Below are 24,473 nucleotides of genomic sequence, written 5' to 3' on the forward strand. Positions count from 1 at the left end.
GAGGGGGCCGTTGTGGGTGCGCAGGACTATGACGGGCAGTTGCTGGAGTCGGTCGCCGTGCGGCGGCGAAGGTTGCGTGATGCCGTGGTGTTCGGGGGGCGGCGCGGCAGGCGGGCCTGGGACGAGCGGGTGGGGAAGGCCGTCGTCGGGATGGTGATCGCGGCGGTGCTGTGCGCGGGGTGCGTCGGGTGGTCGTTCCTCTCGCACCGGGTGATCGGGAAGAGCACGTACGGGGTGTCGACGCGGTGAGTGGTACGGGCGCGCTGAGCAGGGTGACGCTGGTCGGGGAGCGGCGGCGGGCCGATCTGGTCCTTCCGGCCGGGGAGCCGGTCGGGGTGCTGCTGCCGGAGATCCTGCGAGTGCTCGACGACCGGGTCGGGGAGCGGCCCGAGGTACGGCAGTTGATCACCGTCGAGGGTGAGGCGCTGGCGCAGGACGTGACGCTGGAGGGTGCCGGAATCGCGGACGGCGCGGTGCTGCGCCTCGTACGGGCCGAGGACGCGCCCTCGGCGCCGGTCGTGCACGACGTGAGCGACGAGGCCGCCGCCGACCTGGAGGTACGGGCCTGGCGCTGGGGGCCGGGGGCACGGCGCTCCGCGGCCGGGCTCGCGGCGACCGGCTGGGCGCTCGCCGCCGGGATCGTCGCGCGCGGCGAGGCCACGCCCGGCACCGTGGCGGGCGTGCTCCTCGTGGTCGCCGTGCTGTGCCTCGCGGCGGCCCCGTTGCTACGGGGCAGGGCAGCGCCCGCCGCCGCGCTGACCGGGGCGGGCGGGGGGCTCGCGGTGCTCGCCGCGTGGACGTACGCGGACGCCGGGGACTGGTCGGGCGCCGCGCGCCTCGCCGGGGTCGCCGGGGCGGTGGGGCTCGCGCTGCTGTTCGCCGCGTGGTGCACGCCGCTCGGGCGCGGGGCGCTGTTCGGGGCCGGTGCGCTCGGCGCCTCGTTGCTCGTGTGGGAGGCGGTGCTCGCGGCCGGGGGTGCGGTACGGGCCGGTGCGCTCGCCGCCGTCGTGGGTGTCGTCCTGCTCGGTGTGCTGCCCCGGCTCGCGCTCATGGCCTCCGGGCTCACCGCGCTCGACGACCGGCGCGCGGCCGGGGCCTCGGTGAGCCGGCACCGGGTGGGCGCGGCGCTCGCCGCGACGCACCGGGGGCTGAGCCTCGCCACCTGTGTCCTCGCGGTCTCGACCGCGGGGGCGGGGATCGTACTGCTGCGCGAGGTCTCGGTGTGGACGGTGTCGCTCGCGGCGGCGACCGCGCTCGCCCTCGCGCTGCGCGCCCGCGCCTTTCCGCTCGCCGCGCAGGTCGCGGTGCTCCTCGCCGGGTCCGCCGCCGTCGTCCTCGCGCTGCTCCTCACCTGGCGCGAACACGCGGGTGCGCAAGGGGCGTTGGCGGTGCTCGTGGTGCTCGCCGCGGCGTGCCTCGCGGTGCTCTTCGCGGAGCCCGCCGAGCACGTACGGGTGCGGCTGCGGCAGGCGGGTGACAGCCTGGAGTCCCTGGCGGTCGTGGCGCTGCTGCCCCTGCTCCTGGGAGAGTTCGGGGTGTACGCGCGGCTGCTGGACACTTTCTCGTAAGCGGCGGGTACGGAGCGGGGGACGGGATGACGGCGCCGAGCGATTGGCAGCGTGACTTGATACGGGAGGTGGGGGCGGCGGAGGCCGGAGGGGAGCGCTCGCGGCCCGCTGACCCGCCCGCCCCGGCCCGTACCCCCGGGCCCGCCCCGTCCCGTACCCCCGACCCCGCGCCGGCCCGTACCCCCGACCCCGCAGCCCCCACCCGCCCCCGCACCCCCGACCCCGCGGGCCCCGTCCGCGAGCCCGTCCGCCCCCGTCCCCCCGCGCCCGAAGCCACCCCCGGCCGCGAACTCGCCCCCCGTACCCCCGGCGAGGTCCAGCGCCCCGCCGCCGTCCCCGAATCCGCGCCCGTCGCCGATCCGCGGCTCCTCCTCGCCCTCGGTCCGCCCCGCCACGGCGACGCGCTCGCGCGCCGGGCGGGGGCCGGGCTGCGCAGGCTCGCGGCGCCCGCGGCGAAGGAGGCGGGGAACGCGGCGCGTCTCGCGGAGGCCGTGCAGCAGCCGGTCACGACGGGACGGGTCATCGCTGTGACGTCCTTGCGCGGCGGGGCGGGCAAAACGACCGTGGCGGCGCTGCTCACCCGTACCTACGCGCACTACCGGCACGATCCCGTGCTCGGACTGGAGGCCGACGCGGCGCTCGGCACGCTCCCGCTGCGCCTCGGCGCCCGCACCGTCCGCTGGACGGTCGGGGACCTCGCGGACGTGCTCACGCCGCAGGCGCGTCTCACCGACGTGACCGGCTACCTCGTGCAACTCGAAGAGGGCGGCTGGCTGTTGCCGGCGAGCCGGGGGCAGGTCGGCAATCCGCTCGCCGGGCGTACGTACTACACGGTCGCCCTCGCGCTGCGCCGCCACTTCGGCGTGACCGTCGTCGACTGCGACGCGCTGCCCGGCCAGGTCGCGCGCACGGCGCTCGGCACCGCGCACGCGCGCGTGCTCGTCACCCCGGCGACCGCCGAGGGCGTCCACGGCACCCGCCAGGTCCTCGACTGGCTCCTCGGCCTGCTCCCTGCCGCGCGGGAGAACACCGTCGTGGTCCTCAACGCGACCTCGCCCGACGCGACTCTCGATCCGACGACGGCGCGCGAGCACCTCGCCGAGACCGGCGTCCCTGTCGTACTCCTGCCGTACGACCGGCACTTGGGGCAGGGCGGACCCGTGCACGCGGACCGCCTCGGCGAGGCCGCGCGCGCCACCGCGCTGCGGCTCGCGGCCGAAGCGCTCGGGCGGGCGGTGCGGACGCGATGACACAGCGGCTCGTCCACCGTCCCGCGCGCGCCACGCGGCCGCTGCCGCCGCCCGCGCCGCGCGCGATCGAACCCCCGCCGAACCTGCCCGAGGGCAAGGTCGGCAACGCGGCGACGGCGCTGCTGCCGCTCGCCGGGGTGATGAGTTCCGTCGTCATGATGACGATCGTCCGCAACAGCCAGTACGCGGTGCTCGGCGCGCTCGTCCTCGTCCTCGCGCTGTGCGGCGCGCTCGCGCTGTTCCTCTCGCAGCGCGGCAAGGCGGGGCGCACCCGGCGCGTGCAGCGCGAGCGGTACCTGGAGTACCTGGAGCGGCTGCGTGAGGAGCTGGCGGACGAGGAACGGGCGCGAAGGGAAGCGGCGTTGCTCCTCGACCCGGCGCCCGCCGCGCTGCTCGACCTCGTCCGCGACCCGGCGCGCCGCTGGGAACGGCGGCGCACGGACGCCGACTTCCTGCGCGTACGGGCCGGGACGGGTGACGTCGTGGTGCAGGACCTCGACATCGCCGAGCACGTGACGGGGTCGGGGGCGCTGACGCCGCCCGATCCCTTCATGCTCAACGAGGCGCGGGCGCTGCGGCAGCGCTTCACGAGCGCCGCCGGGTTCCCGCTCACCGTGCCGCTCGACGGCGTCGGCAACGTCAGCGTCGTCGGGGCGCGCGAGGACGTGCTGCGGGTCGTGCGGGCGCTGCTCGTGCAGGCCGCGGCGACGCACGCGCCCGACGACGTGGCGCTCGCCGTCGCGAGCGCGGACGAGGCGGAGTGGGAGTGGGCGAAGTGGCTGCCCCACGTCCTCGACCCGCAGCGCTTCGACGGGCCGCTGCCCGCGCGGCGCATCGCGGCCGCGCCCGCGGAACTCGCCGCGCTCATCGCGGGCGACCTCGGGCGCAGGGCCGGGTACGCGGCCGAGGTGCGGCGCGGGCTCGCGGCCAGGGAGGCGCTGCGGATGGGCGGCCGGCTGCTCGTCGTCAGCGACACGTACGGGGACGTCGCGGCCGAACTGCGGCGCCCCGACGAGGCGATCGGCCTCGCCGACATGGGCGTCACGGTGCTGCACCTGCTCAGCGAGCGGGTGCACGAACCGGACCACGTGGCGGTACGGGTCACCGTCGACGGGGAACGGCTGCTCGTGGAGGACCTGCGGGCGCCCGCACCGAGCGGCTCCCCGTCCGCCGTGCCCCAGGCCTCCGCGCCCCCCGCCCCCGTCCCCGGACGCGCCGACGAGGTGAGCACCCCCGCCGCCGAGGGCCTCGCCCGCGCCCTCGCCCCCCTGCGGCTCTCCGCCGAGTCGGCCGCCGAGGGGACGCCCGTCGCCGGGCCCGTCGACTTCCCCGCCCTCCTCGGCATCGAGGACGCGGCCCGGCTCGACCTCGCCGAGCTGTGGCGACCGCGCTCCGCGCGCGAGTTGCTGCGGGTGCCGATCGGCCTCACCGACCGGCACGAACCCGTCCTCCTCGACCTCAAGGAGTCCGCGCAGCTCGGCATGGGGCCGCACGGACTGTGCGTCGGCGCCACCGGCTCCGGCAAGAGCGAACTCCTGCGCACCCTCGTCCTCGCCCTCGCCGCGACCCACACCCCGGAGCAACTCGCCCTCGTCCTCGTCGACTACAAGGGCGGCGCCACCTTCGCGCCCTTCACGCGCCTCCCGCACGTCGCCGGGATGATCACCAACCTGGAAAACCAGGCGGGACTCGTGGAACGCGTGCACGCCTCGCTCGCGGGCGAGGTCAAGCGCAGACAGCAAGTCCTCAAGGACGCCGGGAACTTCGCCGACATCGGCGCGTACGCCCACGAGCGCGCCACGCGCAGACCGGACCTCGAAGCGCTCCCGCACCTCTTCGTAGTCATCGACGAGTTCGGTGAACTCCTCACCGCGAAACCGGACTTCATCGACCTCTTCCTCTCCATCGGACGTATCGGCCGCTCTATCGGCGTGCACCTGCTCCTCGCCAGCCAGCGCATCGAGGGCGGGCGCCTGAAGGGACTCGACACCTACCTCTCCTACCGCCTCGGCCTGCGCACCTTCTCCGCCGAGGAGTCCCGCACCGTCCTCGACACCACCGACGCCTTCCACCTCCCGCCGCTGCCCGGCTTCGGCTACCTGAAGGTCGACACGTCCACGTACGAGCGCTTCAAAACGGCGTACGTGTCCGGGAGTTACGCGAGCCCGGTGCGCGAGCGGGAGGAGGACGCGGCGCCGCGCGTGCTGCCGTACCCCACCCGCGCGCTGCCGAGCGCCGAACCGGCCCCCGAGGCCGGTCCCGCCGCCACGCCGCCCGCGACCGGGACCGGGCTGCTCGGCGTCATGGTCGACCAGCTCGCCGCCGCACCGCCCGTACGCCGCATCTGGCTGCCGCCCCTGCCCGGCGCCGTCACCCTCGACCAGGCCGCGGGCCCCCTGGAGGCCACGCACGAAGGGCTCCGCCTGCCACGCCCCAAGGGCCCGCTGCGGGTTCCCGTCGGCGTCCTGGACGATCCCGCGCGGCAGCGGCAGGAGCCCTGGTACGTGGACCTGACCCGCGCGGGCGGGCACCTCGCCGTCATCGGCGGCCCGCAGTCGGGCAAGACGACCCTGCTGCGCACCCTCGCCCTCTCCCTCGCCCTCGTCCACACCCCGTACGACGTCGCGCTCTACGGCCTCGACCTCGCGGGTGGCGGCCTCGCCGCGCTCTCCCGCCTGCCGCACGTCGGCGGCATCGCGGGCCGCGCCGACCACGAGCGCGCGGCCCGCACCGTCGCCGAGGTCCGCGCCGCGCTCGCCGCGCGCGAGGAGGCCTTCCGCCGCCACGGCATCGACTCGCTCGACGAGCTGCGCCACCTGCGCGCCCAGGGAAAGGCGAGTGAACTCGGCTCCACGGACGTGGTGTTGCTCGTCGACGGATACGGCGCCCTGCGTGAGGAGTTCGCCGCGCTCGACGAGGACGTCACCGACCTGCTCAAGCGGGGCGGCGCCTACGGGGTGCACGTCGTCGCCGGGATGCTGCGCTGGAACGACGTCCGTATCGCCGCCCAGTCGCTCTTCGGCACCCGCGTCGAACTCCACCTCAACGACCCCGGCGACTCCACCGTGGACCGCAAGCTCTCCGCGACGCTCGACGCCGCGACCCCGGGCCGCGCCCTCACCGACGGCCGCCTCTTCGCCCAGGTCGCCCTGCCCCGTATCGACCGCGAGGCCGCGACCGGCGACCTCGGCGGGGCCGTCGAGCAGGCCGCGCGGACCCTGCGCGCCGCCTGGCCAGGCGAGGTCGCCCCGCAGGTACGGATGCTGCCCGCCGAGCTCCCCGCGCACCGGCTGCCCGGACCCGCCGCCGAACCTGACCGCGTCCCGCTCGGCGTCGAACAGGACACCCTCGGGCCCGTACTCCTCGACCTCTTCGGGCAGGAACAGCACTTGCTCGTCCTCGGCGACAACGAGTGCGGCAAGACCAACCTGTTGAAGCTCGTCGTCTCCCAACTCGTCGCCCGGCACAGCGCGAAGGAACTCGTCTTCGGCGTCTTCGACCCGCGCCGGGGCCTGCGCGGCGTCGTTCCCGAGCCGTACCGGGGCGGCTACGCGCACAACGCGCGGCTCGCCGACGCGCTCGCCACCGGCATCGCGAAGGAACTCGCCCGGCGCCTGCCCGAGAGCGCCGACCCGGACGCCGCCGAGAGCGGCCCCGCCTTCACCGGTCCCCGCATCGTGATCCTCGTCGACGACTACGACATCCTCGCCACGGCCGGGCAACAACCCCTCGCCGCCTTCCTCCCCTACCTCTCCTCGGCCCAGGACCTCGGCCTGCACTTCGTCCTCGCCCGCCGCGCCGCGGGCGCGGGGCGCGCGCTGTACGAGCCGCTCCTCACCGCGCTGCGCGAGACGGGCGCGACCGCGCTCGTCATGGACGGCGAACGCGCGGAGGGGCAGCTCTTCCCCGGCGTCCACGCGAGCCACCAGCCGCCGGGGCGCGGCATGCTCGTACGGCGCGGAGGGCGGCCCCGCCTCGTCCAGCTGGCCCTCACCAGCGAGCCCGCGCCGTGACCCGCGACGTCATCGCGCTGACCGCCGCGCCGCCCGACCGCGCGACGCTCCTCGCGGGCCTCTTCGCGGGCGGCCCCGACCTCCGCCTGGACACGACGGCGCGGAGCGCCGTCACCCAGCTGTGCGCCCCCGACGGGCGCCCGCTCGTCGCGATCGAGGCTTCGGCGCTCGTACGGGTGCCCGCCGAGGTGCGCCGGCTGCTCGGCGTCGCCCCCGAGGGCCCCGTGTGGTGGACCGAGGCCCGTGCCTCGACGGCGGTACCCGAGGCGTACGCGCTCGCCCGCTCCTTCGCCGGGCGGCTCGTGACCGTCCTCGGCGGCACCGTGTGGCCCCCGGACGCCCTCACGACCGACGTCGTCCCGCTCCGTACCGACATCGCCGCGGTCCCCGTGCCCGACACCGGCATCCCCGCCGTGGACGTGCTCACGCCGCGCGCCCTGGTCGTCATGCAGGACCGGCCCGTCGTCCCGCTCAGTACGTGGCTCGCCGACGCCCTGCGGCACGCGGCCGACAGCGGCCGCGCCCTCCAGCTCGTCACCCCGCCCGCGAGCCGCCTCACGCTCCCGCTGCGCACCGCGCTGCGCGGGCTGCCGCACCGCTGGGTGGTACGGGACGAGCGGCGGGGTCTGTACGACGGCCTCTCGGGCGTCCGGCTGCGCTGGAGCGGCGGGGCCTTCGGCCCGGACCTCGACGAGCGCGGCGCGGCGATCCTCGTGGAGCCCTTCCGCGAGCCGGTCGCGGGGGCGGTGCGGCAGCTCGTCCTGCAAGTGCGCACCCGGCACCACCCGGACGCGGAGCTGCTGCTCGGCGGCGCGCTCGAAGCGCTGTTCCGGCGGCTCACGGGCGCGGCACCGCAGGGCTGGGGCACCGCGGAACCGGCGGGGAACCCCTGGTCGCGGCGGCAGCTCACCGAACTGGCCCGCGCCCGCGCGCCCCGGCCGACGCTGCTCACCGTCGTCGGCGCGGGGGCGCTCGCGACAGTGCGGGTGCTGCGGACGCGGGAGGGGGTCGAGGAGGACGTGACGGTGGTGGTGGGGGAAGGGGGCGCGGGCGGCGCTGAGGGGGGCCGCGACGAGGGCGGACGGGGTGCGGGTCCGGACGCCGTGGACGAGGTCGCTCGTGAGCTGCACGCGCGGCACGGTCTGCTGAGCCTGCTCGCCTCGTACCGGACCGGACGCGCGGACCTCACCGTGCCCGCGCGCTTCGAGCCGCCGCCCGTGCCGGTGCGCCTCGTCGTGCCGGAGGACTCCGCGCGGACAGGCGCGGGGCTGCCCGCTTCCGCGCGGCTCGGCGCGGGCGCGGGGGCGGGACGCCTGTACCGGCTGGGGGACGGGAGCGACGCGGTGGCGGCGTGGCGGGCGCTGGAGCGGGTGACGGGGGAGGGGGCGGGGGGTACGGAGTCGGGCCCGGGGGGCGGTTCCGGTGCGGGTGCGGGTCCGGGCGTCGGTTCCGGTTCCGGTGCGGGCGTCGGTTCCGGCACCGGTGCGGGCTGAGGGCGGCGTCCGTCGGGGCCGTGGTGCGGGGCCGTCGTCCGTCCGTGGGGGCGCGCCGCCCCGCCCCGTACAATATGGAACGACGATCCGATTCGATGGAGGAGCCGCTGTGGCCACCGACGAGACCCCTGGCGCCGCGCCGGAGGCGCCCCGGGCCATGCGGCGGGACGTGCGGCGCAACCTCGACGCGCTGCTCGCCGCCGCCGCCGAGGTGTTCCGCGCGGAGGGCGTGGACGCCCCCGTGCGGCACATCACGGAGCGGGCCGGGGTCGGGGTCGGCACGCTCTACCGGCACTTCCCGCTCCGCTCGGACCTCATCGTCGCCGTCTTCCGGCACGAGGTCGACGCGCTCATGGCCGCCGCCGCGCCGCTCTCCGCCGCGCACCCGCCCGTCGAGGCGCTCGTGCGCTGGCTCGAACGGCTCGCCGGGTTCGTCGCGACCAAACGCGGGCTGAGCGGCGCGCTCCACTCCGGCGATCCGGCGTACGAGGGGCTGCGCGAGTACTTCGAGAGCCGCTTCGTCCCCGTCATCGAGGGCCTCATGGACGCCGCCGCCGCGACCGGCGAGATCCGTGCGGGGCTCTCCCCGTACGACCTCCTCGTCACGCTCGCCAACGTCGTCGACCCCGACGATCCCGCCTACACGGGCCGGGTCGTCGCCCTCCTCATGGACGGGCTGCGCTACCGGGCGGGGTGAGGTGCGGGCGGCCCGTGCCCGAGCCCCCGCGACCGGACATGATGGGGTGCTCCCCGGGGCGGAGCAAGTGAGGCCGCCGGTAAGGGGGTTGCCGAAGCGTGGTCGAGGAGGGGGCAGGGATGGCGGCGTACGTCGTGGTGCCGGGGATCGACGGGTCCGACGAGGCGCACTGGCAGAGCCTGTGGGAGGCGGAGTGGGGCGCGGACGCGGTGCGGATCGCGCCCGGGTCGTGGGCGGCGCCGGACCTGGAGGACTGGGTGGGGGCCGTGGGCGCGGCGTACGAGGCCGTGGCCGGGCGGGGGCGCGTCGTGTTCGTGGCGCACAGCCTGGGGTGCTGGGCGGTCGCGGAGTGGGCGCGGCGGGCGAGGCCCGCGGGCGTCGCGGCCTTCCTCGTCGCGGCGCCCGACCCGCGCGGCACGGCCTTCCCGGCCCAGGCGGCCCCCGGCTTCGTGCCCCTGCGCGCCGAGCCGCTGCCGTGCCCGGCGGTGCTCGTGGCGAGCGCGGATGATCCTTACTGCACGAGCGAGACGTCGGCGGAGCTGGCCGAGGACTGGGGTGCCCAGTGGCATCTCGCGGGACGGCGGGGACACCTCAACACCGCGAGCGGGGTGGGGTATTGGGCGGAGGGCAGGGAGCTGCTGAGGTGGTTCGAGGAGGTGGGGGCGCCGGACCCGCACCCGGCGGATCGCTGACCTCCCCGCCGGACGGAGGGGTCGCTGAGGGCCCGCCGGACGGAGGGGTCGGGGGGAGGGGACCGCCGGACGGAGGGCGCGCCCCGTCCCCGGCACGTCTCGCGCCCGTGCGCCTCTCCCTCCCCCCGGCTCCTCCGTCCGGCCCCTCCCTCCCCCGCCCCGCCTTCCGTTCCCGGACGCGGGGGCGCAGAATCCCCCCATGACCACGCCTTCGCCCGGCCCGGCCGCCTCGCCCGTCCCGCCCGCCCACTGGTCCGCGCACTACGAGGCGGGCAAGGACTTCCAGGTGCTCGGCGAGGAGGAGAAGGCGCTGTACGGGCGGGTCGCTGCCGCCGTCGGCGCGGGGCGAGCACTCGATGTGGGCTGCGGGACCGGCGCGTTGGCCGCCTTCCTGCACGAAGGGCTCGGGTACGAGACCGAGGGCGTCGACTTCGCCGAAGGGGGCATCGCCCGCGCGCGGGAGCGGTGCGGGGGCAGGGTCGCCCTGCGGGTGGCGGACGCCGAGCGGGAGCGCGTGGGCGAGGCGGGGGCCTACGCGCTGGTGACGGTACGGTGCGTCGCCGCGTACTGGAGCGATCTCGCGCGTGTCGTACGGGAGTTGGGCGCACTCCTGCGGGAGGGTGGCGCGCTCGTCGTGGTGACCCATGTGGCGGAGCGGCTGCCGGACTCGCGTCGGGCGATCGCGCTGGACGAGGACGAACTCACCGTATTGGCGGCGGCCTTCGAGGAGTGCGAGCGGTACGACGTCGACGGCCTCGCCGCCCTCGTGCTGCGGCGCCCCGGCGGCTCGTACTGCGTGGCCGAGATGGCCCGGGAGCCGGTCGCGCAGGCGGTGCTCGGGGCCGGGGTCGTGGTCGCGGACCCGAACGGACGTGTGCTGCTGGGGCGTTCGGGCCAGGGGATGTGGAGCCTGCCCGGCGGGAAGGTGGACGCAGGCGAGTCCGTGACGGACGCGGCCGTCCGCGAACTCGCCGAGGAGACCGGGCTCACCGCCACCGCGACCCGGCTCCTCGCCCTCCTCCACGACGACCACGTGGGGCTCCGCCGCGTCACCGCCGCCGTGCGCGCCACGGAGTGGCACGGCACCCCGCACGTCACCGAGCCCCACCTCTTCACCCGCTGGGAGTGGCACGAGCGCGAGCAACTCGCCACGCTCGGACCGATCTTCACGCCCTCCGCGCACGTCATCGAGGTGGCCTTCCCCGGCACCCTCCCGGGCCTCGCGCTCCCGCACACCTACCCGCTCGCCCCGACCGTGTGAACCGGCGCGGGGTCCGGGCCACCGCCCGGCCCCGCCGCCCGGCGTCGTGCTCACCTCGCGGCGGAGGGTTCTTCCGGGGTCGGCCGCGCGCCCGAGGCGGTCCGCCGCGCGTCCGAGGCGGTGGGGCGTGCGGCCGTATCGGCCGGGCCCGCGTCCGGAGCGGCCGGGCGCGTGTCCGAGCCGGTCGGCCGCGCCCTCGGGTCGCTCTCCCGTCCGTCCGGGTCGCTCTCCCGTCCGTCCGGACCGCTCGGCCGCTCGTCCGGAACGGTCGACGGTTGCGACGGGACGGGCGCCGGGGTCTGCTCGGTGGGGCGGCTCGGCTCCGCCGACGCGGACGGGTCGCCCGGCGTGGCCGGGGCGCCGCTCGCCGAAGGCCCCGGGCCGAGGGGGAGCTGGCGGCGCTCGGGCGGGTCGGCCGCGTGCGGCGTCAGCGTGAACAGAGCGGCGCACGCCGCCGCCGTCGCGAGCGCAGCGCCCGCTCCCGTACGGACCGCCCTGCGGCGGCGCGCACGACGGCGGACCGTCGCGAACTGACCTTCGTGGGCGGCAAGAAGATCCGTGCCCTCGTCGCCGCGCAGGAGGACGAAGAGCGGGTCGTCCGCAGGGTCCTCGTCATCGAACCGGGTGGTCAACGGTCCTCCTCAGATGGGCTCGCAGCAGTTCGCGGGCGGCGTGCAGGTCGGCCTTCACCGTGCCCTCCTTGCGTCCGGTGAACGCGGCGACCTCGCGGACCGGCATATCGGCGTAGTAGTGGAGCAGGATCGGCACGCGCAGCCGCTCGGGGAGCGACTGGACGAGCAACCTGACGGTGGGGTCGGGGAGTTGCTCCGGCTCGCGGAGCGCCGTCTCGGTGCCGGCGCGGCGCAGGGCGGTGCGTTCGCGCTCCAGGGCGCGCCAGTGGTCCCGTACGAGGTTCGCGGCCGTCACGTACAGGAAGCCGCGCGGCTCACCGACCGAACTCCAGCGCGCCCACAGGCGCGTGAAGGCTTCCGAGGCGATCTCGTGCGCCGTGCCCTCGTCGTCGACGAGCCGCCGTACCCACCCCGCGAGCCGCGGGTAGAGCACGGCGAACAGCTCGGCGGCCTCCCGCTCGCGGCGCCTCACGAGCCCCCCGTGCGGTGCGCGAAGACGATGACGTTGGCCGAGTACCCTGCCGCACTCCGCTGCCCGCCACAGGTGATGAGCCGCAGCTCGGCGCGCTTCACGTCCCCGTACACCTCCTGCGTGGGGAACTCGGTCTTCGCCACGGTACGCACCCGGTCCACGTCGAAGCGCACCGAGGCCCCGCCCGCCCGCCGCACGACGACACGGTCCCCGCGCCGCACCTCGCCCAGCCGCCGGAACACCCCGTCGCGGTGGGGCCCCGTCGTCACGTGCCCGAGCACGACGGCGGGACCGCGCTCGCCCGGCAGCGGCCCGTTCTCGTACCAGCCCGCGACATCGTGCGCGACGAGCGGCGGCACCTCCACCGTCCGGTCTGGCGCGAGGCCGAGCGGCGTCAGCGAGGTGTCGACACCCGCGGCGGGGACGAGGAGGCGGGTAGGGCGGGCGGTCGAGGCACTCGGGTCCGGGGCCGCGCTCGTACTGCGGGACGACGGGCTGGGCGACGCGGTCGTACGTGCCGTACCGGGTGCGGCGCCCGTGTCGCCCGTACGGGCGGGGCCGGGCCCGCAGCCGGTGCCGAGGAGCGACACCAGCGCGAGCCCGGCCACGAGCAACCCGGAGCCGCGCCTCACGCCCCCGCGCCCTGACGGCGGCGGCGCAGCACCACGACGCCACCGGCGAGCAGGACGGAGGCGGAGGCGACCCCGCCGATGACAGCGGTGTCGCTGCCGCCGGAGGCGTCGGTGCCGGAGCCCGTGTCGGGGGCGCCGACGGGGACGGTGCCGACCTGCCCGCGCGCGGGGGCGGGAGCCGGGGTGGAGTCCTGCCTGGCCTCGGACGGGACGGGAGCGGCCTCCTTCCCGGCCTCGGAGGGGACGGCGCTCGGCGGGGGAGTGGAGTCCCGCGTGCCCGCCTTCGCGGAGGGAACGGGGCTCGCGGCGGCGGCGGACTGCCGGGGCGCGGCCTCGTCCGCGAAGGCGGGGACGGCGGCGGTGCTGAGGGCGGCGGCGAGTACGGCGGCGGCCAGGAACGAACTGCGTCGCAAGGTGGGGTCCTTCGTCTCTGGGGTGGCCCGCGCGGTGTCGCACGGGCGGAGGCGTCACGCGCGGCGTTGCGCACGGGACGCGGGTGTCGCACGCGGTGTCGCGCGGACGGGAACAGAGACGGAGGGAGGGCGGGGCGGGTTGTAAAGAACGGGCAAAGGGCGGGGGTGTCCGGTATGGGGCGATGAGGGCCGGTCGGTGGGGGCTGGGGCGGTCGGCGGCCTACGGGTGGGGCAGCCGGCGGCCTGTGGCTGGGGCGGTCGGCGGTCTACGCGCTCAGCGCCCCGTCGTGGCCCGTCCCCCGCGTACGGCCCGCCTCCGCCGCCCCTCGCCCCGCGCACTCCCCGCACGCGCGGGGCCACCAGGTGGCGATGTGGGTGGCGCGGGGGTCCTGGCGCTGGCCGAGGTCCACGACGGTTTCGGGGTGGAGGGGGGAGCCGCACCACACGCAGTGGGCGCCGCGGACCTGGTCGGGTGTGAGCGTGGCGGGGTGGGGGAGTGCGGTGTCGGTGTCGTGGGGAAGTGCGGCGGCGTCACCCTGGGTCGTCCTCATGGCGGGCTCCATGTCGATACGCGTCCTCGTCATGACATGGTGGGACAAGCGCAAGGCCCCGACTGTCAGTTGTTTACTGACAGTCGGGGCCATGGATTCACGGAACGGAGGGGCCGGGGCGAGCCCCCGCGGTGCGGGCGCCTGTGGCGGGCGGACGTCAGGCCCCCAGCCACGACCCGTACGACAGGAACGAGTCCGGCAGTTGCCGCTTCGCCGCCTCCAGCGCCGCGTACGTCTCCCGCACCGTCGCGTGGTAACGCGCCTGCTGCGGCGCCGCCTTGCGCGCGGCGAGCAGGTGCGTGAAGGCCCCCGAGAGGTCGCCGGTCCACACCTGGGCGCGGGCGAGTTCGGCGTAGTGGTGGCTGCGGCGCGAGGCGGGCCAGTCCGCGGGGAAGGTGATGTGCACGCCGTCGCGCGCGGCGCGCCCGTAGTCGTCGAGTTCGGCGGCGACCGAGACGCGGTGCACGGCGACGTTCGTCGGCCCGAAGGAGAGCCAGTGCACGCGGGTCGCCTCGCCGGTCCCCCGCGCGATCCGCTCGGCCTCGTCCAGGTGCGTGCCGGCCGCCTCGGCGTCCCGCGCCCGCCCCGCCATGACGGCGGAGCCGAGGTGCAACTGCCCGGTCACGACGTCCCGCTCACGCCCCGGTTCCGCCTGTTCGAGCGTGTCGAGGCCGAGCCGCATGAGGCGTTCGCCGGTGCGGTACTGGCCCTCGCGGAGGTAGGTGAGGGCGCGCATGTAACGGTGCATGGAGCTGACGACGGCGCTGCTCGCGCGCTGCGCCGCCCAGTCCATGCGCGCGAGCGAGAGCGCGGCGAGGTCACCGAAACCGAGCTTGGAACTGACGTCGTACGCCGTCCGGTACGTACGGGCGAGCAACGACCAGCCCTCTGTGGAACCGGCGTTGTGCGCGTGCGTCGTCACCTCCTGCACGAGCGCGGCGACGCGCCCCGCCACCCGCTTGATCTCCCCGGCCCGCACAAGCCCGAGCAACTCCTCGGTCTCACCGTCCAGTTGCTCGTACGGCCTCGGATGAACGTCCGGGTCGGCCCCGAGGTCGTACACGTCGAGCGCCTCGCGAATGGGCCGGATGAGCACGTCGAGTTCGTCCTGCCGCAGCTCCGTGTAGTACGGCTGCCCGGTGATCGCCGCGACGTCGACCCGCAGCGCCCGCGCGATGCACGCCGTGACGTGCGGCGTGAGCGGGATGAGGGCCTTCTCGGTCTTCGTGATGGTCGAGTACGAGAGCCCGGCGAGGTCGGCGAGCGCCTTCTGCGTGAGGTGCCGCTCCTGCCGCAGCCGCTTGATGCGGACACCGGTGGGAGTGCTGAGACGGTCGTCGACGGGCGCGATTTCTTGCATGGGGTGCTCCGGTGGGAGGGGCGGCGCGGCGTGAGCACGGTAGTGGCGCTCGCGGGCACGGCGCCCGGCGAGCGGCGCGGTTCACCCGCGCGGGGAGGGGATGGGGGGCGGCGCGGGGGTGGTGTTCGGTGGCGCGGGGTGGCGGACCCGTGAGGGGGCCGTGGGCGGTGGTCGCCGTACGGCCCGTACGGCTTCCGCCGGGGGAATACCCGCCGGGCCGCACGGTACGGGGGGGCGCGGGCGGGGCTCGCCGAGGCGCGCGCGGGGGTTGGCGGGGGTTCTGCACCCCGGGGGTGTGCCGCTGTGCGACGGGGGGAGCGCCCCTGGGGGGATTTCGGGGGCTTGGGCTCGGGGCGGTGGGGATCACCGTGCGGGGAGTGCGCGGTGGGCGCGCGGGGGTTGACGGTTTCGGCGCAACGGGGCGTGATCCGCTGGGTGGGGGCCTGGGGGCCTGGGGGCTGAGCCGGCTGCGGGTGGGGTGGCCGAGGGGGGGCGGCGCTAGGCTACGGGCGGTCAGTGAGGCTCGGGTGCTGGACCGTCTTGCCCGAAAGGTCGGACTCTCCACTTCTTGCTGAATCGGCGCTGCCTGGAAGGTAAAAGCGCTGCTCACGCAGTCTGCTCCCCGCACGCGCGGGGATGGCCCAAAAGTCGTGAGCGCGCTGCCGGTGCGGCCCTTCTGCTCCCCGCACGTGCGGGGATGGCCCCAGGAACACGACGGCCTGTCGACCAGCGAGGCGCTGCTCCCCGCACGCGCGGGGATGGCCCCGGTGAAAATCAGCGGCCAGAGCCCCCCGATTCCTGCTCCCCGCACGCGCGGGGATGGCCCCACGTGGCGCGAGGCGCACACGGTGAGCGAGGACTGCTCCCCGCACGCGCGGGGATGGCCCCGGGGTGCCGAAGGCGCCGTACGGGCACAAGGCCTGCTCCCCGCACGTGCGGGGATGGTCCCCTGGCCGCGCAGATGGACGCGGCGGGGAATGTCTGCTCCCCGCGCCTGCGGGGACGGTTTCCGCTCGGCTACGCGTTGTCCCCGGTCGTGACCCCCACGTCCTCCGGCCGCCTCCGCAACCGGCGCGTACTTCCGGCCGCCCTCGGGCAGGAACACCCCCGTCGATGTTCGCCCGCTTTCGGGAGTCGCCGTGGCGTCCGTCTCCTCCCCTCCCGTTGACACCCTTGTTCTCGGTGCCGGTGTTGTCGGCGCCTCACTCGCGCATCAGCTCGGGCTGCTTGGGCTCGGGGCGGGTGTCACCGTGGTGGACCGGCGGGAGCCGGGTCGGCATCCCGGGTCCAGTGGGCATGCTCCTGGGTTTGTGGGGCAGCTTTCGCGTACTCCTGAACTCGCCCTGCTCGCACGGGAGTCCGGGCGGCAGTACGTCGGGTTCGGGGAGAGCGTCTTTCGGCAGGTCGGGGCGCTTTCGCTGGCCACCGATCCGGCGCAGCTCGACCAGCTTGCTCAAGACGCCGAGTAGGCCGCCGAGTTCGGGGTTGAGGCCCACCTTGTCGGTCCTGAGCGGGCTCGGTCGCTCGGGGGTGAACTCGTGCCCGGTGACGGAGTCGTCGGCGGGCTGCACGTGCCTTCCGATGGGCTCGCCGAGGCCGTTCCGCTTGTCGATGCTCTCGTCTCCTCCGCTGAGCGGAACGGCGTGCGGTTCCGGTTCGGAGCTGAAGTCGCGGGCGTTGAGGCGGACGGGAGTGTGCGGCTCGTGGGTGGGGAGGTGCTGCGGGCTCGGCGCGTTGTGGTCGCGCTCGGGATCTGGGGCGCCTCGCTGCTCCGTCCGCTCGGGGCCGTACTCCCGCTCGTACCCGTGGAGCATCCGTACGTGTACACCGAGGACGTGCCGGACGGCGGCCCCGACGACCCTCCGTACGTGCGGTTTTCCGGTCAGCACGTCTACGTGCGACGGCACGGTGAGCGGTACGGGTTCGGGACGTACGACCACGACCCCATCCCGCACGCACAGGACCGGTTCGGCCTCCGCGACGCCGACGCCGAGCGGCCGTTCAGCGACGCGGCCTTCGGGCCCGCGCTCGCTCGTGCGCAATCCCTCGTACCCGCCCTGCGCGGGCGGCGGATCGGGCGGCGGCTCAACGGGGTCTACGCGCTCACCCCCGATGCCCTCCCTCTCGCCGGGCCGCTCCCCGGGCTGCCGCGCGTGTGGGTCGCGGAGGGCTGCTGGGTCACGCAGGCCGGGGGGCTCGGGGCGCAGCTTGCCCGGCAGCTCAGCGGGGAGGGGGAATCGCTCGTCGATCCGGCGCGGCTCGATCCGGGGCGCTTCGACGGGTGGGACGCCGATCGCGTACGTACCGCCGCGCTCCGGCACTACCGGGGAGTGTGATGCGCGCCCGCTGCCTTCGCTGGCCCTCCCGCTATGCTCCACCGCATGTCCACCAGCACTCCCGAGCCCGCGCGGCGCGGTCTCCTCACCGAGCGCATTGCCCGCGAGCTGGAGCACGGGATTCGTACGGGGGAGTACGCGCCGGGGGACAAACTGCCCTCGGAACGCGAGCTTTCCGTACGGTTCGGGGCGAGCCGGAACGTCGTACGGGAGGTGTTGCGGCGGCTGGAGGCGCAGCAGCTCATCGAGGTGGCGGCGGGGCGCGGTTCCTTCGTACGGGAGCAGACGTCCGCGCAGGCGCGGGGGTACGACGCGCTCTACCGGGCCGGGCGGCCCACCGTGCGGCAGCTCATCGAGGCGCGGCTCCCCCTGGAGACGGAGATGGTCCGCCTCGCGACGGAGCGGGCGACGGAGCGGGACGTCGAGGTGATGCGGGCCTCCGTGGTCGCGCTGGAGTGCGCGGACGAGCCGGTGAGCAAGGCGCGGGCGGATTTGGAGTTCCACGAGGCCATCGCCGTCGCGGCGGGGAATCCCGTGCTGCGGATCATGCTCTCGTCCATCAGCGGGATGATGTTCGAGATGATGCTGCGCTCGAACTCGGACCCGAGCATCGCGGAGCCGGGCGTCCCGCACCACCCGGAGATCTTCGAGGCCATCGAGCGCCGCGACGCGGACTTGGCGGTGGAACGGATGCGGGCGCACCTGCGGCTCGGGCTGCGGACGTACGGGCGGGACCTGGACGTCCAGGTGGACGTGATGGCGAAGCAGCACATCGAGATGTTGTTGGGGGAGGGGAGAGGGTGAAGGGAGACGGGGGTTCGCCCGCCACGGGCTGTATGACGGATTTGGCGGATATGCCGGAATCCGCGATTGTTGCGCGAGCGGCGCTGAGGCGGGGGTAAACCCGCAGGTCGGAAAGGCTGCTCCCCGCGCGTGCGGGGATGGACCCACCGTCTACCACACCGACCTGGTCCCCGCGACCTGCTCCCCGCGCGTGCGGGGATGGACCCCGGTGACCGCGCGCGATGTCCGCGTACCGGTACTGCTCCCCGCGCGTGCGGGGATGGACCCCGGGACGGGGCAGGCTTCCCCTGGTCTGCCCACTGCTCCCCGCGCGTGCGGGGATGGACCCCGCTCGCGCTCGCGGAGCGCGGCGACCTCCGCGCTGCTCCCCGCGCGTGCGGGGATGCACCCGAGGGTGATCAGCCGGTCGAACTGTGTCGACGCTGCTCCCCGCGCCTGCGGGGATGGACCCGCGCTGTGCCCTCAGTACCGGGGAAGCCGCGACTGCTCCTCGCGCCTGCGGGGATGGGCCCCCGATACCGGCGATCACCACCGCGCCGCCGACCTGCTCCCCCCCGCGGGGATGGACCCGTGTCGATGATCCACAGGGTTGTTTGGGTCACCTGCTCCCCGCCCGCGCGGGGGCGGCTTTCTCCCGGCCCGACGACCCGGAGCGTGGGGTCTGCCCCCGCCCCCGCGCCGCCCCCCTCCCCGTCCCGCCCCTCACTCCTACCGCTCCCCGTCCCGCCCCTCACCCCTACCGCCCCCCGCCCCCTCCTGCTAATCTCCTCCCCACTTGACCAACTGGTCCTACCAGTCGGACCACTGCCCGCAAGCCTCCGCCCGCCCCGATCCACACCGCCCCGTCCCCCGCCCCCAGAGAGGTGGCACAACGATGTCCACCCCCCGGCCCCCGGTCGGCCGCCCCACCAGCAACCCCCCGACCGCCCACCGCGCCCACCCCCCGCGCCCCGCGCTCCCGGCACCCCATCCCGCGAGCAGCGCCCCCGCCACCCCCGGCCCCTCAGCGGAGCGCACCCCCCGCCCGCCGGCGGCCCGCACCGAGCCCGCAGCCTCCCGTCCCCCAGCGAAGCTCCGCCGTCGCACCCTCACCCGCTTCGCCCTCCTCACCCCCGCGGCCGCCCTCGCCACCCCCGCCCTCGCCGCCTGCGGCACCCCCACCGGGCCCCCCGCCAAGAGCACCCCCCTCCGCGTCATGGCCATCAACCACGTCTGGTCGCAGGCCATCAAGAAGAAGCTGCCCGAGTTCGAGGAGCGCATCGGGCGCAAGGTCAGCATGCAGATGCTCACCGCCGATCAGCTCGCCTCCAGTTACAACGTCAAGCTCAACGCCTCCGGGACCGACGTCGACGTCATGATGGTCCGGGCCCTGCAAGAGCAGCTCGTCTTCGGGCACAACCGGTGGCTCGTCGATCTCACCGCGCGCGTCGCACAAGACGCGGGCTTCGCCTGGCGGGACTTTCAGGACTCCGCCCGGGACGTCTCCCTCACCGACGGGAAGATACTCAGCGTCCCCGTCGTCACCGAACGCCCCGCGCTCTACTACCGCAAGGACCTCGTCGGCGGACGGCCGCCGGCCACTCTCGACGATCTCTACGCCACCGCCCGCGAACTCACCCGCAAGGACAAGAACTTCTTCGGGTACGTCGGGCGCGGGCAGCGCAACGGGGCCGTGTCGCAATGGTCCAGCTTTCTGTACTCGCACGGCGGCGACTTCCTCAAGGGCGGTCGCTCCGCGATCGGTTCGCCGCAGGCGCTCGCCGCCTACCGCTACTACGGGAAGCTGCTCCACGACGCGGGTCCGCCCGGCGCGACCAACATGAGCCTGGAGCAGGCCATGCCGATCTTCGCGCAGGGCAAGGCCGCCTTCTACATCGACGCCGACGCGATCTACAGCAGCTTCCTGGACCCGAAGGTCTCGACCGTCCGCGACAAGGTCGGCTTCGCGCCCTTTCCCGCCGGGCCCGCCGGAGCGCGCCCGCACAACATCCCGTCCTGGAGCCTCGGCATCAACGCCTTCTCCCGACTCCAGGACGACGCCTGGGAGTTCATCCTCTGGGCGGCGAGCAAGGAGATGGTCGCCGAGGTGCAGAAGAGCGGCATCCCGGGGGCCCGTACCTCCGCCTGGCAGGACTCCCGTACCCTCGCCGCCTTCCCCGACGACCTCGCCGAGGCGATGCGCCTCAACGCCGAGCGCGGTATCGGCTACGACCGCCCGCGCGTGCTCCAGGTGAGCCGCGCCCGCGACATCGTCGGCCGGCCCCTCGTCGCCGGGATTCTCGGGCGGCCCGTCGATTCCGTCGTACGGGACGCCGACGCCGAGTTCGCCGACTTCCTCGTCCGCGACAACCGCCACAAGGAGGCGTGATGGCCACCGAGGTCATGGCCCCCGTCCGCGCGACGAAGGCCGAACAACCGCGTAAGCAGAGGACGTTCGAGCAGAGCAACCGGCGGCTGCGCTGGATGATGCTCGCACCGGCGCTCCTCTTCGTCGCCGCGATGATCGTCTTTCCGCTGCTCTACACGCTCGACCTGAGCTTCACCGACGCCTTCGGGGCGGTCAACGCCCCAAGTAAGCACATCGGTTGGCAGAACTTCGTCGACGCGCTCGGGGACACCCGGCGGTTCTGGCCGGCCGCGGGGCGTACCGCCGTCTTCACCATCGGGGCCGTCGTCCTGGAGACCGTCTTCGGGCTCGCGGTCGCGATGCTGCTGCGCAAGCCGTTCCGCGGGCAACGCTGGCTCCGCACGGTCCTGTTGATCCCGCTGCTCACGACCCCGGTCGCCATCGGCATCCTGTGGCTGCTCATCCTCGACCCGACCAACGGCATCGCGAACCACCTGCTCACCCAAGTCGGCATTCCCCGGCAGGAGTTCCTCGGGTCCGTCGGGCAGTCGCTGCCGACGCTCATGCTCATCGACGTGTGGCAGTGGACCCCGATGATGACGCTGCTCCTCCTCGCCGGGCTCAGCACCCTGCCCGAGGAGCCCGAGGAGGCCGCGCTCGTGGACGGCGCGACGGGCTGGCAGCGCTTCCGGCTCGTCATCATGCCGATGCTGCTGCCCACCCTGGGGACCGCGCTCGTCCTCCGCGCGGTGGACGCGCTCAAGACCTTCGACCTGCTCTACGCGACGAAGGGCCCCGGTGGCGGCTCCGACTTCGAGGCCGAGACCCTCAACGTCTACGCCTACGGGCTGACCTTCGACTACCAGGAGTACGGGCTCGCCGCCGCTGTCCTCGTCCTGTTCACGCTCTTCATCATCGGCGTCGTCCTCCTGCTGCGCCGCTCCGGGAAGGAGTCCGCCGCATGAGCGCCCCCACCACGACGGCCCCGGCGAGCACCCCCACCGCGCCGGTCGATCCCCTCCTCACCCGCAGGCTGCGCCGCGCCCGTACCCGCAAGGTGCTCAAGGCCGTCGCCATCGTCGGCGTCATGCTCGTCTTCCTGCTGCCCATGGTGTGGATGTTCGCCGCGGCCTTCAAGACGAACGTGCAGGTCACGGACCCCTCTGTGGGGCTGTGGTTCAAGCCGACGCTGGAGAACTTCCGCAGCGTCCTCGAAGCGGGGACGCTGGTGCGCTCGATGGGCAACTCGGTCCTCATCGGCGTCGTGTCCACGCTGCTCTCCGCGCTCCTCGCCGTGCCCGCCGCCTGGGCCGTGGGACGGTTCGGCATGCGGCGTACAGGCTCGCTCGTGCTCATCGCGCGCATCGTGCCCGCCGTCTCGCTCCTCGTCCCCTGGTACTACCTCTTCGCGCGGGCCGGGCTCGTCGGCAGCTACACGGTGCTCATCCTCAGCCACATGTTCGCCGCCGTGCCGCTCATCCTGTGGATCATGACCGGCTTCTTCGCCGGTCTGCCCGTCGAACTGGAGGAAGCGGCGCGTACGGACGGGCTCTCGGCCTTCGGCGCGTTCTGGCGCATCAGCCTCCCGCTCGCCGCCCCCGGCACCGCGACGGCCTGCCTGCTCGCCTTCGTCTTCAGCTGGAACAACTTCATGTTCTCGCTGGTCTTCGCGGACGAGAACACGCAGACCGTCCCCGTGACCCTCTACAACTTCATCTCCTACGCCAGCACCGACTGGGGCGGGCTCATGGCGGCGGCGACCCTCATCACCGTCCCCGTGCTGCTCGCCGCGATACTCGGCCAGAAATACCTCGTCGCGGGACTGACCTCCGGCGCTACCAAGGGCTGAACGGCCCGCCCCCACCCGTCACTTGCGAGAAAGAGCACACGCACCATGAAGATCACCTCCGCCGAGGTCGTCGTCACCTCCCCCGGCCGGAACTTCGTCACCCTCAAGATCACGACCGACGAGGGCCTCACCGGACTCGGCGACGCGACCCTCAACGGCCGTGAGCTGGCCGTGGTCTCGTACCTGCGCGACCACGTCGCCCCGCTCCTCCTCGGCCGCGACCCGCACCGCATCGAGGACACGTGGCAGTACCTCTACCGGGGCGCGTACTGGCGGCGCGGGCCCGTCACGATGGCCGCGATCGCCGCCGTCGACATGGCGCTGTGGGACATCAAGGGCAAGGCGGCGGGGCTGCCGCTCTACCAGCTGCTCGGCGGGGCGAGCCGCGAGAAGGTCATGACGTACGGGCACGCGAGCGGCCGTGACATCCCCGAACTGCTGGACTCCGTACGGGAGAAGCTCGCCCTCGGCTATCCCGCGATCCGGGTGCAGACCGGCATCCCGGGGCTGAAGGCCGTCTACGGGGTCGGCGGCGCCGAGGCCGGTACGGGTCCGGACGGTCACCCGCGCCCGCTCGTCGAGGACTGGGACACGGCCGCCTACCTGCGGCACCTGCCGAGCGTCGTCGAGGCCGTACGGGCCGAGTTCGGCGCGGAGTTGCCGCTGCTGCACGACGCGCACCACCGGCTCACGCCGCTCCAGGCGGCGCGCCTGGGCAAGGACCTGGAGCCGTACCGGATGTTCTGGCTGGAGGACTGCACCCCGGCCGAGAACCAGGAGGCGCTGAAGCTCGTACGGCAGCACACGACGACTCCGCTCGCGATCGGCGAGGTCTTCAACTCGCTCCACGATTACCAGTACTTGCTCACCCACCAGCTGATCGACTACGTCCGTTCGGCCGTCACGCACTTCGGCGGCGTGACCCCGCTGCGGCGCCTGTTCGACCTCGCGGGGCAGTACCAGATCAGGTCGGCCATCCACGGTCCCGAGGACATCTCCCCGGTCGGCATGGCGGCGGGCATCCACCTCGACCTCGCCATCCACAACTTCGGCATCCAGGAGTACAGCGGCTACACGGAGACGACCCACCGCGTCTTCCGCCACGCGTACACCTTCACGGACGGCTACCTCCACCCGGGCGAAGCCCCCGGCCTGGGCGTGGAGTTGGACGAGGAACTGGCCGCCGCGCACCCGTACGACCCGGCGTACCTGCCGGTGAACCGGCTCCAGGACGGGACGGTCCACGACTGGTGAGCCATGGGTGAGCCACGGGTGAGTCACGGGCGCTGGCGGCGCGTGGCAGGGTAGAGGGAGTGGTGCGTACGGGTGGTCGCCCGCACCGGAACCGTGTGCGACCTCCACCGGCGAGCGTCCCGTACCCCCTCGCCCGGGTGCCCCCGGGCACGAAGAAGGGGTGCTCCACGGCGTGCAGGCCGTGAGGCACCCCTTCTCCCCTCAAGGGGATTCCCCATAGGGGAAACGGAGTTCAGCTCACCATCGATACCAGCGGCCACGCTTGCCACCCGTCCCGGCGGACCGGAACAGGAAGCCGAGCAGCCAGATGACGAGCACGGCGATCGCGATCCACCAGAGGATCTTGACCGCGAAACCGGCGCCGAACAGGATCAGCGCGAGAAGAAGAACGAGCAGCAGGGGAACCATGATTATCAACCTCCGCGACTCCGAGTGCCCGGCCTTCGGTCATGCACACCACATATTCGCGATGTGATCATTTCGAGACCTTCGAGGGGGCGGCGATCGCGGCGTTAGGCCTACGTCCGCTGCGGCGGGGCGCTCGGCGTCCGGAATTGGTCCAGACGAATGTATTGACGGACTCCCGGGGCGCTTCTTAAATCGACAGCGTCAACAGGTGAACGGGGCAAGCCCTTTCTGAGCGGGGCGGATTCATGTTGTGTTCACTGACATGAACGCGACACATCCCCACCCCGGTACGAGCACACAGTGCCGCTCCACCCGCTCCACCCGCTCCACCCGCACCGTCCCGAGCGGCCGCTCCACCCGCTCCACCCGCTCCACCCGCCCCACCGCTCCACCCGCACCGTCCCGAGCGGCCGCTCCACCCGCACCATCGCGCGACCTCCA

General features: G+C 74.4%; 20 protein-coding genes, 1 pseudogene and 2 CRISPR repeat arrays. Of the genes and pseudogenes, 14 read left to right on the forward strand and 7 right to left on the reverse strand.

The window, feature by feature from the left end; genetic code table 11:
* Positions 1–12: 12 nt before the first annotated feature.
* The 8 genes from ACIP4O_RS02445 to ACIP4O_RS02480 all read left to right on the forward strand — a co-directional run bounded on the left by ACIP4O_RS02445 (position 13) and on the right by ACIP4O_RS02480 (position 10,974).
* On the forward strand, positions 13–249 hold the full coding sequence (locus ACIP4O_RS02445; protein ID WP_361330906.1) for a hypothetical protein: 237 nt from the start codon (positions 13–15) through the stop codon (positions 247–249).
* A complete protein-coding gene (gene eccD, locus ACIP4O_RS02450; protein WP_401570557.1) occupies positions 246–1,568 on the forward strand; it encodes a type VII secretion integral membrane protein EccD in 1,323 nt (440 codons plus the stop codon). Before ACIP4O_RS02445 ends, eccD begins: the two co-directional genes overlap by 4 nt.
* 26 nt (positions 1,569–1,594) lie before the next feature.
* On the forward strand, positions 1,595–2,818 hold the full coding sequence (locus tag ACIP4O_RS02455) for a hypothetical protein (protein ID WP_401570560.1): 1,224 nt from the start codon (positions 1,595–1,597) through the stop codon (positions 2,816–2,818).
* The gene (eccCa, locus tag ACIP4O_RS02460) at positions 2,815–6,831 is read left to right on the forward strand and encodes a type VII secretion protein EccCa (protein WP_401570563.1); all 4,017 of its coding nucleotides are present in this window, start codon (positions 2,815–2,817) and stop codon (positions 6,829–6,831) included. Before ACIP4O_RS02455 ends, eccCa begins: the two co-directional genes overlap by 4 nt.
* Positions 6,828–8,324: a DUF6177 family protein gene (locus ACIP4O_RS02465; protein ID WP_401570566.1), complete on the forward strand. Its 1,497-nt coding sequence runs from the start codon at positions 6,828–6,830 to the stop codon at positions 8,322–8,324. Before eccCa ends, ACIP4O_RS02465 begins: the two co-directional genes overlap by 4 nt.
* 109 nt (positions 8,325–8,433) lie before the next feature.
* A complete protein-coding gene (locus ACIP4O_RS02470) occupies positions 8,434–9,021 on the forward strand; it encodes a TetR/AcrR family transcriptional regulator (RefSeq protein WP_361330893.1) in 588 nt (195 codons plus the stop codon).
* A gap of 119 nt (positions 9,022–9,140) precedes the next feature.
* The gene (locus ACIP4O_RS02475) at positions 9,141–9,713 is read left to right on the forward strand and encodes an RBBP9/YdeN family alpha/beta hydrolase (RefSeq protein WP_401570569.1); all 573 of its coding nucleotides are present in this window, start codon (positions 9,141–9,143) and stop codon (positions 9,711–9,713) included.
* A gap of 199 nt (positions 9,714–9,912) precedes the next feature.
* Positions 9,913–10,974 (forward strand): NUDIX domain-containing protein, encoded by a 1,062-nt coding sequence (locus ACIP4O_RS02480; protein ID WP_401570571.1) that lies wholly within the window; start codon positions 9,913–9,915, stop codon positions 10,972–10,974.
* A gap of 50 nt (positions 10,975–11,024) precedes the next feature.
* Here ACIP4O_RS02480 and ACIP4O_RS02485 read toward each other — a convergent pair whose 3' ends face one another.
* The 6 genes from ACIP4O_RS02485 to ACIP4O_RS02510 all read right to left on the reverse strand — a co-directional run bounded on the left by ACIP4O_RS02485 (position 11,025) and on the right by ACIP4O_RS02510 (position 15,034).
* Complete coding sequence (locus ACIP4O_RS02485; RefSeq protein WP_401570573.1) at positions 11,025–11,606, reverse strand: hypothetical protein; 582 nt, start codon at positions 11,604–11,606, stop codon at positions 11,025–11,027.
* Entirely contained in the window at positions 11,587–12,078 is a 492-nt protein-coding gene (locus ACIP4O_RS02490; protein WP_361330881.1) for an RNA polymerase sigma factor, read from the reverse strand. The genes ACIP4O_RS02485 and ACIP4O_RS02490 overlap by 20 nt, the downstream gene beginning before the upstream one ends.
* Positions 12,075–12,692, reverse strand: coding sequence for a class F sortase (locus ACIP4O_RS02495; RefSeq protein WP_401573777.1), 618 nt, complete (start codon positions 12,690–12,692; stop codon positions 12,075–12,077). Before ACIP4O_RS02495 ends, ACIP4O_RS02490 begins: the two co-directional genes overlap by 4 nt.
* Positions 12,693–12,706: 14 nt before the next feature.
* Complete coding sequence (locus tag ACIP4O_RS02500) at positions 12,707–13,123, reverse strand: sortase-dependent protein (protein WP_401570576.1); 417 nt, start codon at positions 13,121–13,123, stop codon at positions 12,707–12,709.
* Between the two features lie 266 nt (positions 13,124–13,389).
* Positions 13,390–13,674, reverse strand: a complete 285-nt coding sequence (locus ACIP4O_RS02505) for a hypothetical protein (protein WP_401570579.1) — start codon at positions 13,672–13,674, stop codon at positions 13,390–13,392.
* Positions 13,675–13,831: 157 nt separating this feature from the next.
* Complete coding sequence (locus ACIP4O_RS02510; RefSeq protein ID WP_401570582.1) at positions 13,832–15,034, reverse strand: helix-turn-helix domain-containing protein; 1,203 nt, start codon at positions 15,032–15,034, stop codon at positions 13,832–13,834.
* Between the two features lie 615 nt (positions 15,035–15,649).
* Positions 15,650–16,044: a CRISPR direct-repeat array (repeat unit 29 nt; unit sequence CTGCTCCCCGCACGCGCGGGGATGGCCCC).
* Positions 16,045–16,173: 129 nt separating this feature from the next.
* Between ACIP4O_RS02510 and ACIP4O_RS02515 the strand changes: the two are divergent.
* From ACIP4O_RS02515 to manD, 6 genes and pseudogenes are all read left to right on the forward strand, one after another.
* Positions 16,174–17,370, forward strand: a pseudogene (locus ACIP4O_RS02515) (NAD(P)/FAD-dependent oxidoreductase).
* A gap of 33 nt (positions 17,371–17,403) precedes the next feature.
* On the forward strand, positions 17,404–18,174 hold the full coding sequence (locus ACIP4O_RS02520; RefSeq protein WP_401570585.1) for a FadR/GntR family transcriptional regulator: 771 nt from the start codon (positions 17,404–17,406) through the stop codon (positions 18,172–18,174).
* A gap of 116 nt (positions 18,175–18,290) precedes the next feature.
* A CRISPR array of direct repeats spans positions 18,291–18,802; the repeat unit is 29 nt; unit sequence CTGCTCCCCGCGCGTGCGGGGATGGACCC.
* 567 nt (positions 18,803–19,369) lie between these two features.
* A complete protein-coding gene (locus ACIP4O_RS02525) occupies positions 19,370–20,542 on the forward strand; it encodes an ABC transporter substrate-binding protein (RefSeq protein WP_401573779.1) in 1,173 nt (390 codons plus the stop codon).
* On the forward strand, positions 20,542–21,486 hold the full coding sequence (locus tag ACIP4O_RS02530) for a carbohydrate ABC transporter permease (protein WP_401570587.1): 945 nt from the start codon (positions 20,542–20,544) through the stop codon (positions 21,484–21,486). Before ACIP4O_RS02525 ends, ACIP4O_RS02530 begins: the two co-directional genes overlap by 1 nt.
* A complete protein-coding gene (locus ACIP4O_RS02535) occupies positions 21,483–22,370 on the forward strand; it encodes a carbohydrate ABC transporter permease (protein ID WP_401570590.1) in 888 nt (295 codons plus the stop codon). The genes ACIP4O_RS02530 and ACIP4O_RS02535 overlap by 4 nt, the downstream gene beginning before the upstream one ends.
* Positions 22,371–22,415: 45 nt before the next feature.
* Positions 22,416–23,624, forward strand: coding sequence for a D-mannonate dehydratase ManD (gene manD / locus ACIP4O_RS02540; protein WP_401570593.1), 1,209 nt, complete (start codon positions 22,416–22,418; stop codon positions 23,622–23,624).
* A 237-nt stretch (positions 23,625–23,861) separates the two neighbouring features.
* Here manD and ACIP4O_RS02545 read toward each other — a convergent pair whose 3' ends face one another.
* The gene (locus ACIP4O_RS02545; RefSeq protein ID WP_007825338.1) at positions 23,862–24,032 is read right to left on the reverse strand and encodes a hypothetical protein; all 171 of its coding nucleotides are present in this window, start codon (positions 24,030–24,032) and stop codon (positions 23,862–23,864) included.
* Between the last annotated feature and the right edge of the window lie 441 nt (positions 24,033–24,473).

The organism is Streptomyces sp. NPDC088923 (genome assembly GCF_044749745.1).
GTDB lineage: Bacteria > Actinomycetota > Actinomycetes > Streptomycetales > Streptomycetaceae > Streptomyces.

Excerpts from the sequence above, each read along its gene's own strand:
- ACIP4O_RS02525 (WP_401573779.1), top strand. The coding sequence starts at position 19,370 with ATGGCCATCAACCACGTCTGGTCGCAGGCCATCAAGAAGAAGCTGCCC.
- ACIP4O_RS02520 (WP_401570585.1), top strand. The coding sequence starts at position 17,404 with ATGCTCCACCGCATGTCCACCAGCACTCCCGAGCCCGCGCGGCGCGGT.
- ACIP4O_RS02510 (WP_401570582.1), bottom strand. The coding sequence starts at position 15,034 with ATGCAAGAAATCGCGCCCGTCGACGACCGTCTCAGCACTCCCACCGGT.
- eccCa (WP_401570563.1), top strand. The coding sequence starts at position 2,815 with ATGACACAGCGGCTCGTCCACCGTCCCGCGCGCGCCACGCGGCCGCTG.
- ACIP4O_RS02480 (WP_401570571.1), top strand. The coding sequence starts at position 9,913 with ATGACCACGCCTTCGCCCGGCCCGGCCGCCTCGCCCGTCCCGCCCGCC.
- ACIP4O_RS02535 (WP_401570590.1), top strand. The coding sequence starts at position 21,483 with ATGAGCGCCCCCACCACGACGGCCCCGGCGAGCACCCCCACCGCGCCG.
- ACIP4O_RS02505 (WP_401570579.1), bottom strand. The coding sequence starts at position 13,674 with ATGAGGACGACCCAGGGTGACGCCGCCGCACTTCCCCACGACACCGAC.
- ACIP4O_RS02455 (WP_401570560.1), top strand. The coding sequence starts at position 1,595 with ATGACGGCGCCGAGCGATTGGCAGCGTGACTTGATACGGGAGGTGGGG.
- ACIP4O_RS02475 (WP_401570569.1), top strand. The coding sequence starts at position 9,141 with ATGGCGGCGTACGTCGTGGTGCCGGGGATCGACGGGTCCGACGAGGCG.
- ACIP4O_RS02530 (WP_401570587.1), top strand. The coding sequence starts at position 20,542 with ATGGCCACCGAGGTCATGGCCCCCGTCCGCGCGACGAAGGCCGAACAA.
- ACIP4O_RS02545 (WP_007825338.1), bottom strand. The coding sequence starts at position 24,032 with ATGGTTCCCCTGCTGCTCGTTCTTCTTCTCGCGCTGATCCTGTTCGGC.
- manD (WP_401570593.1), top strand. The coding sequence starts at position 22,416 with ATGAAGATCACCTCCGCCGAGGTCGTCGTCACCTCCCCCGGCCGGAAC.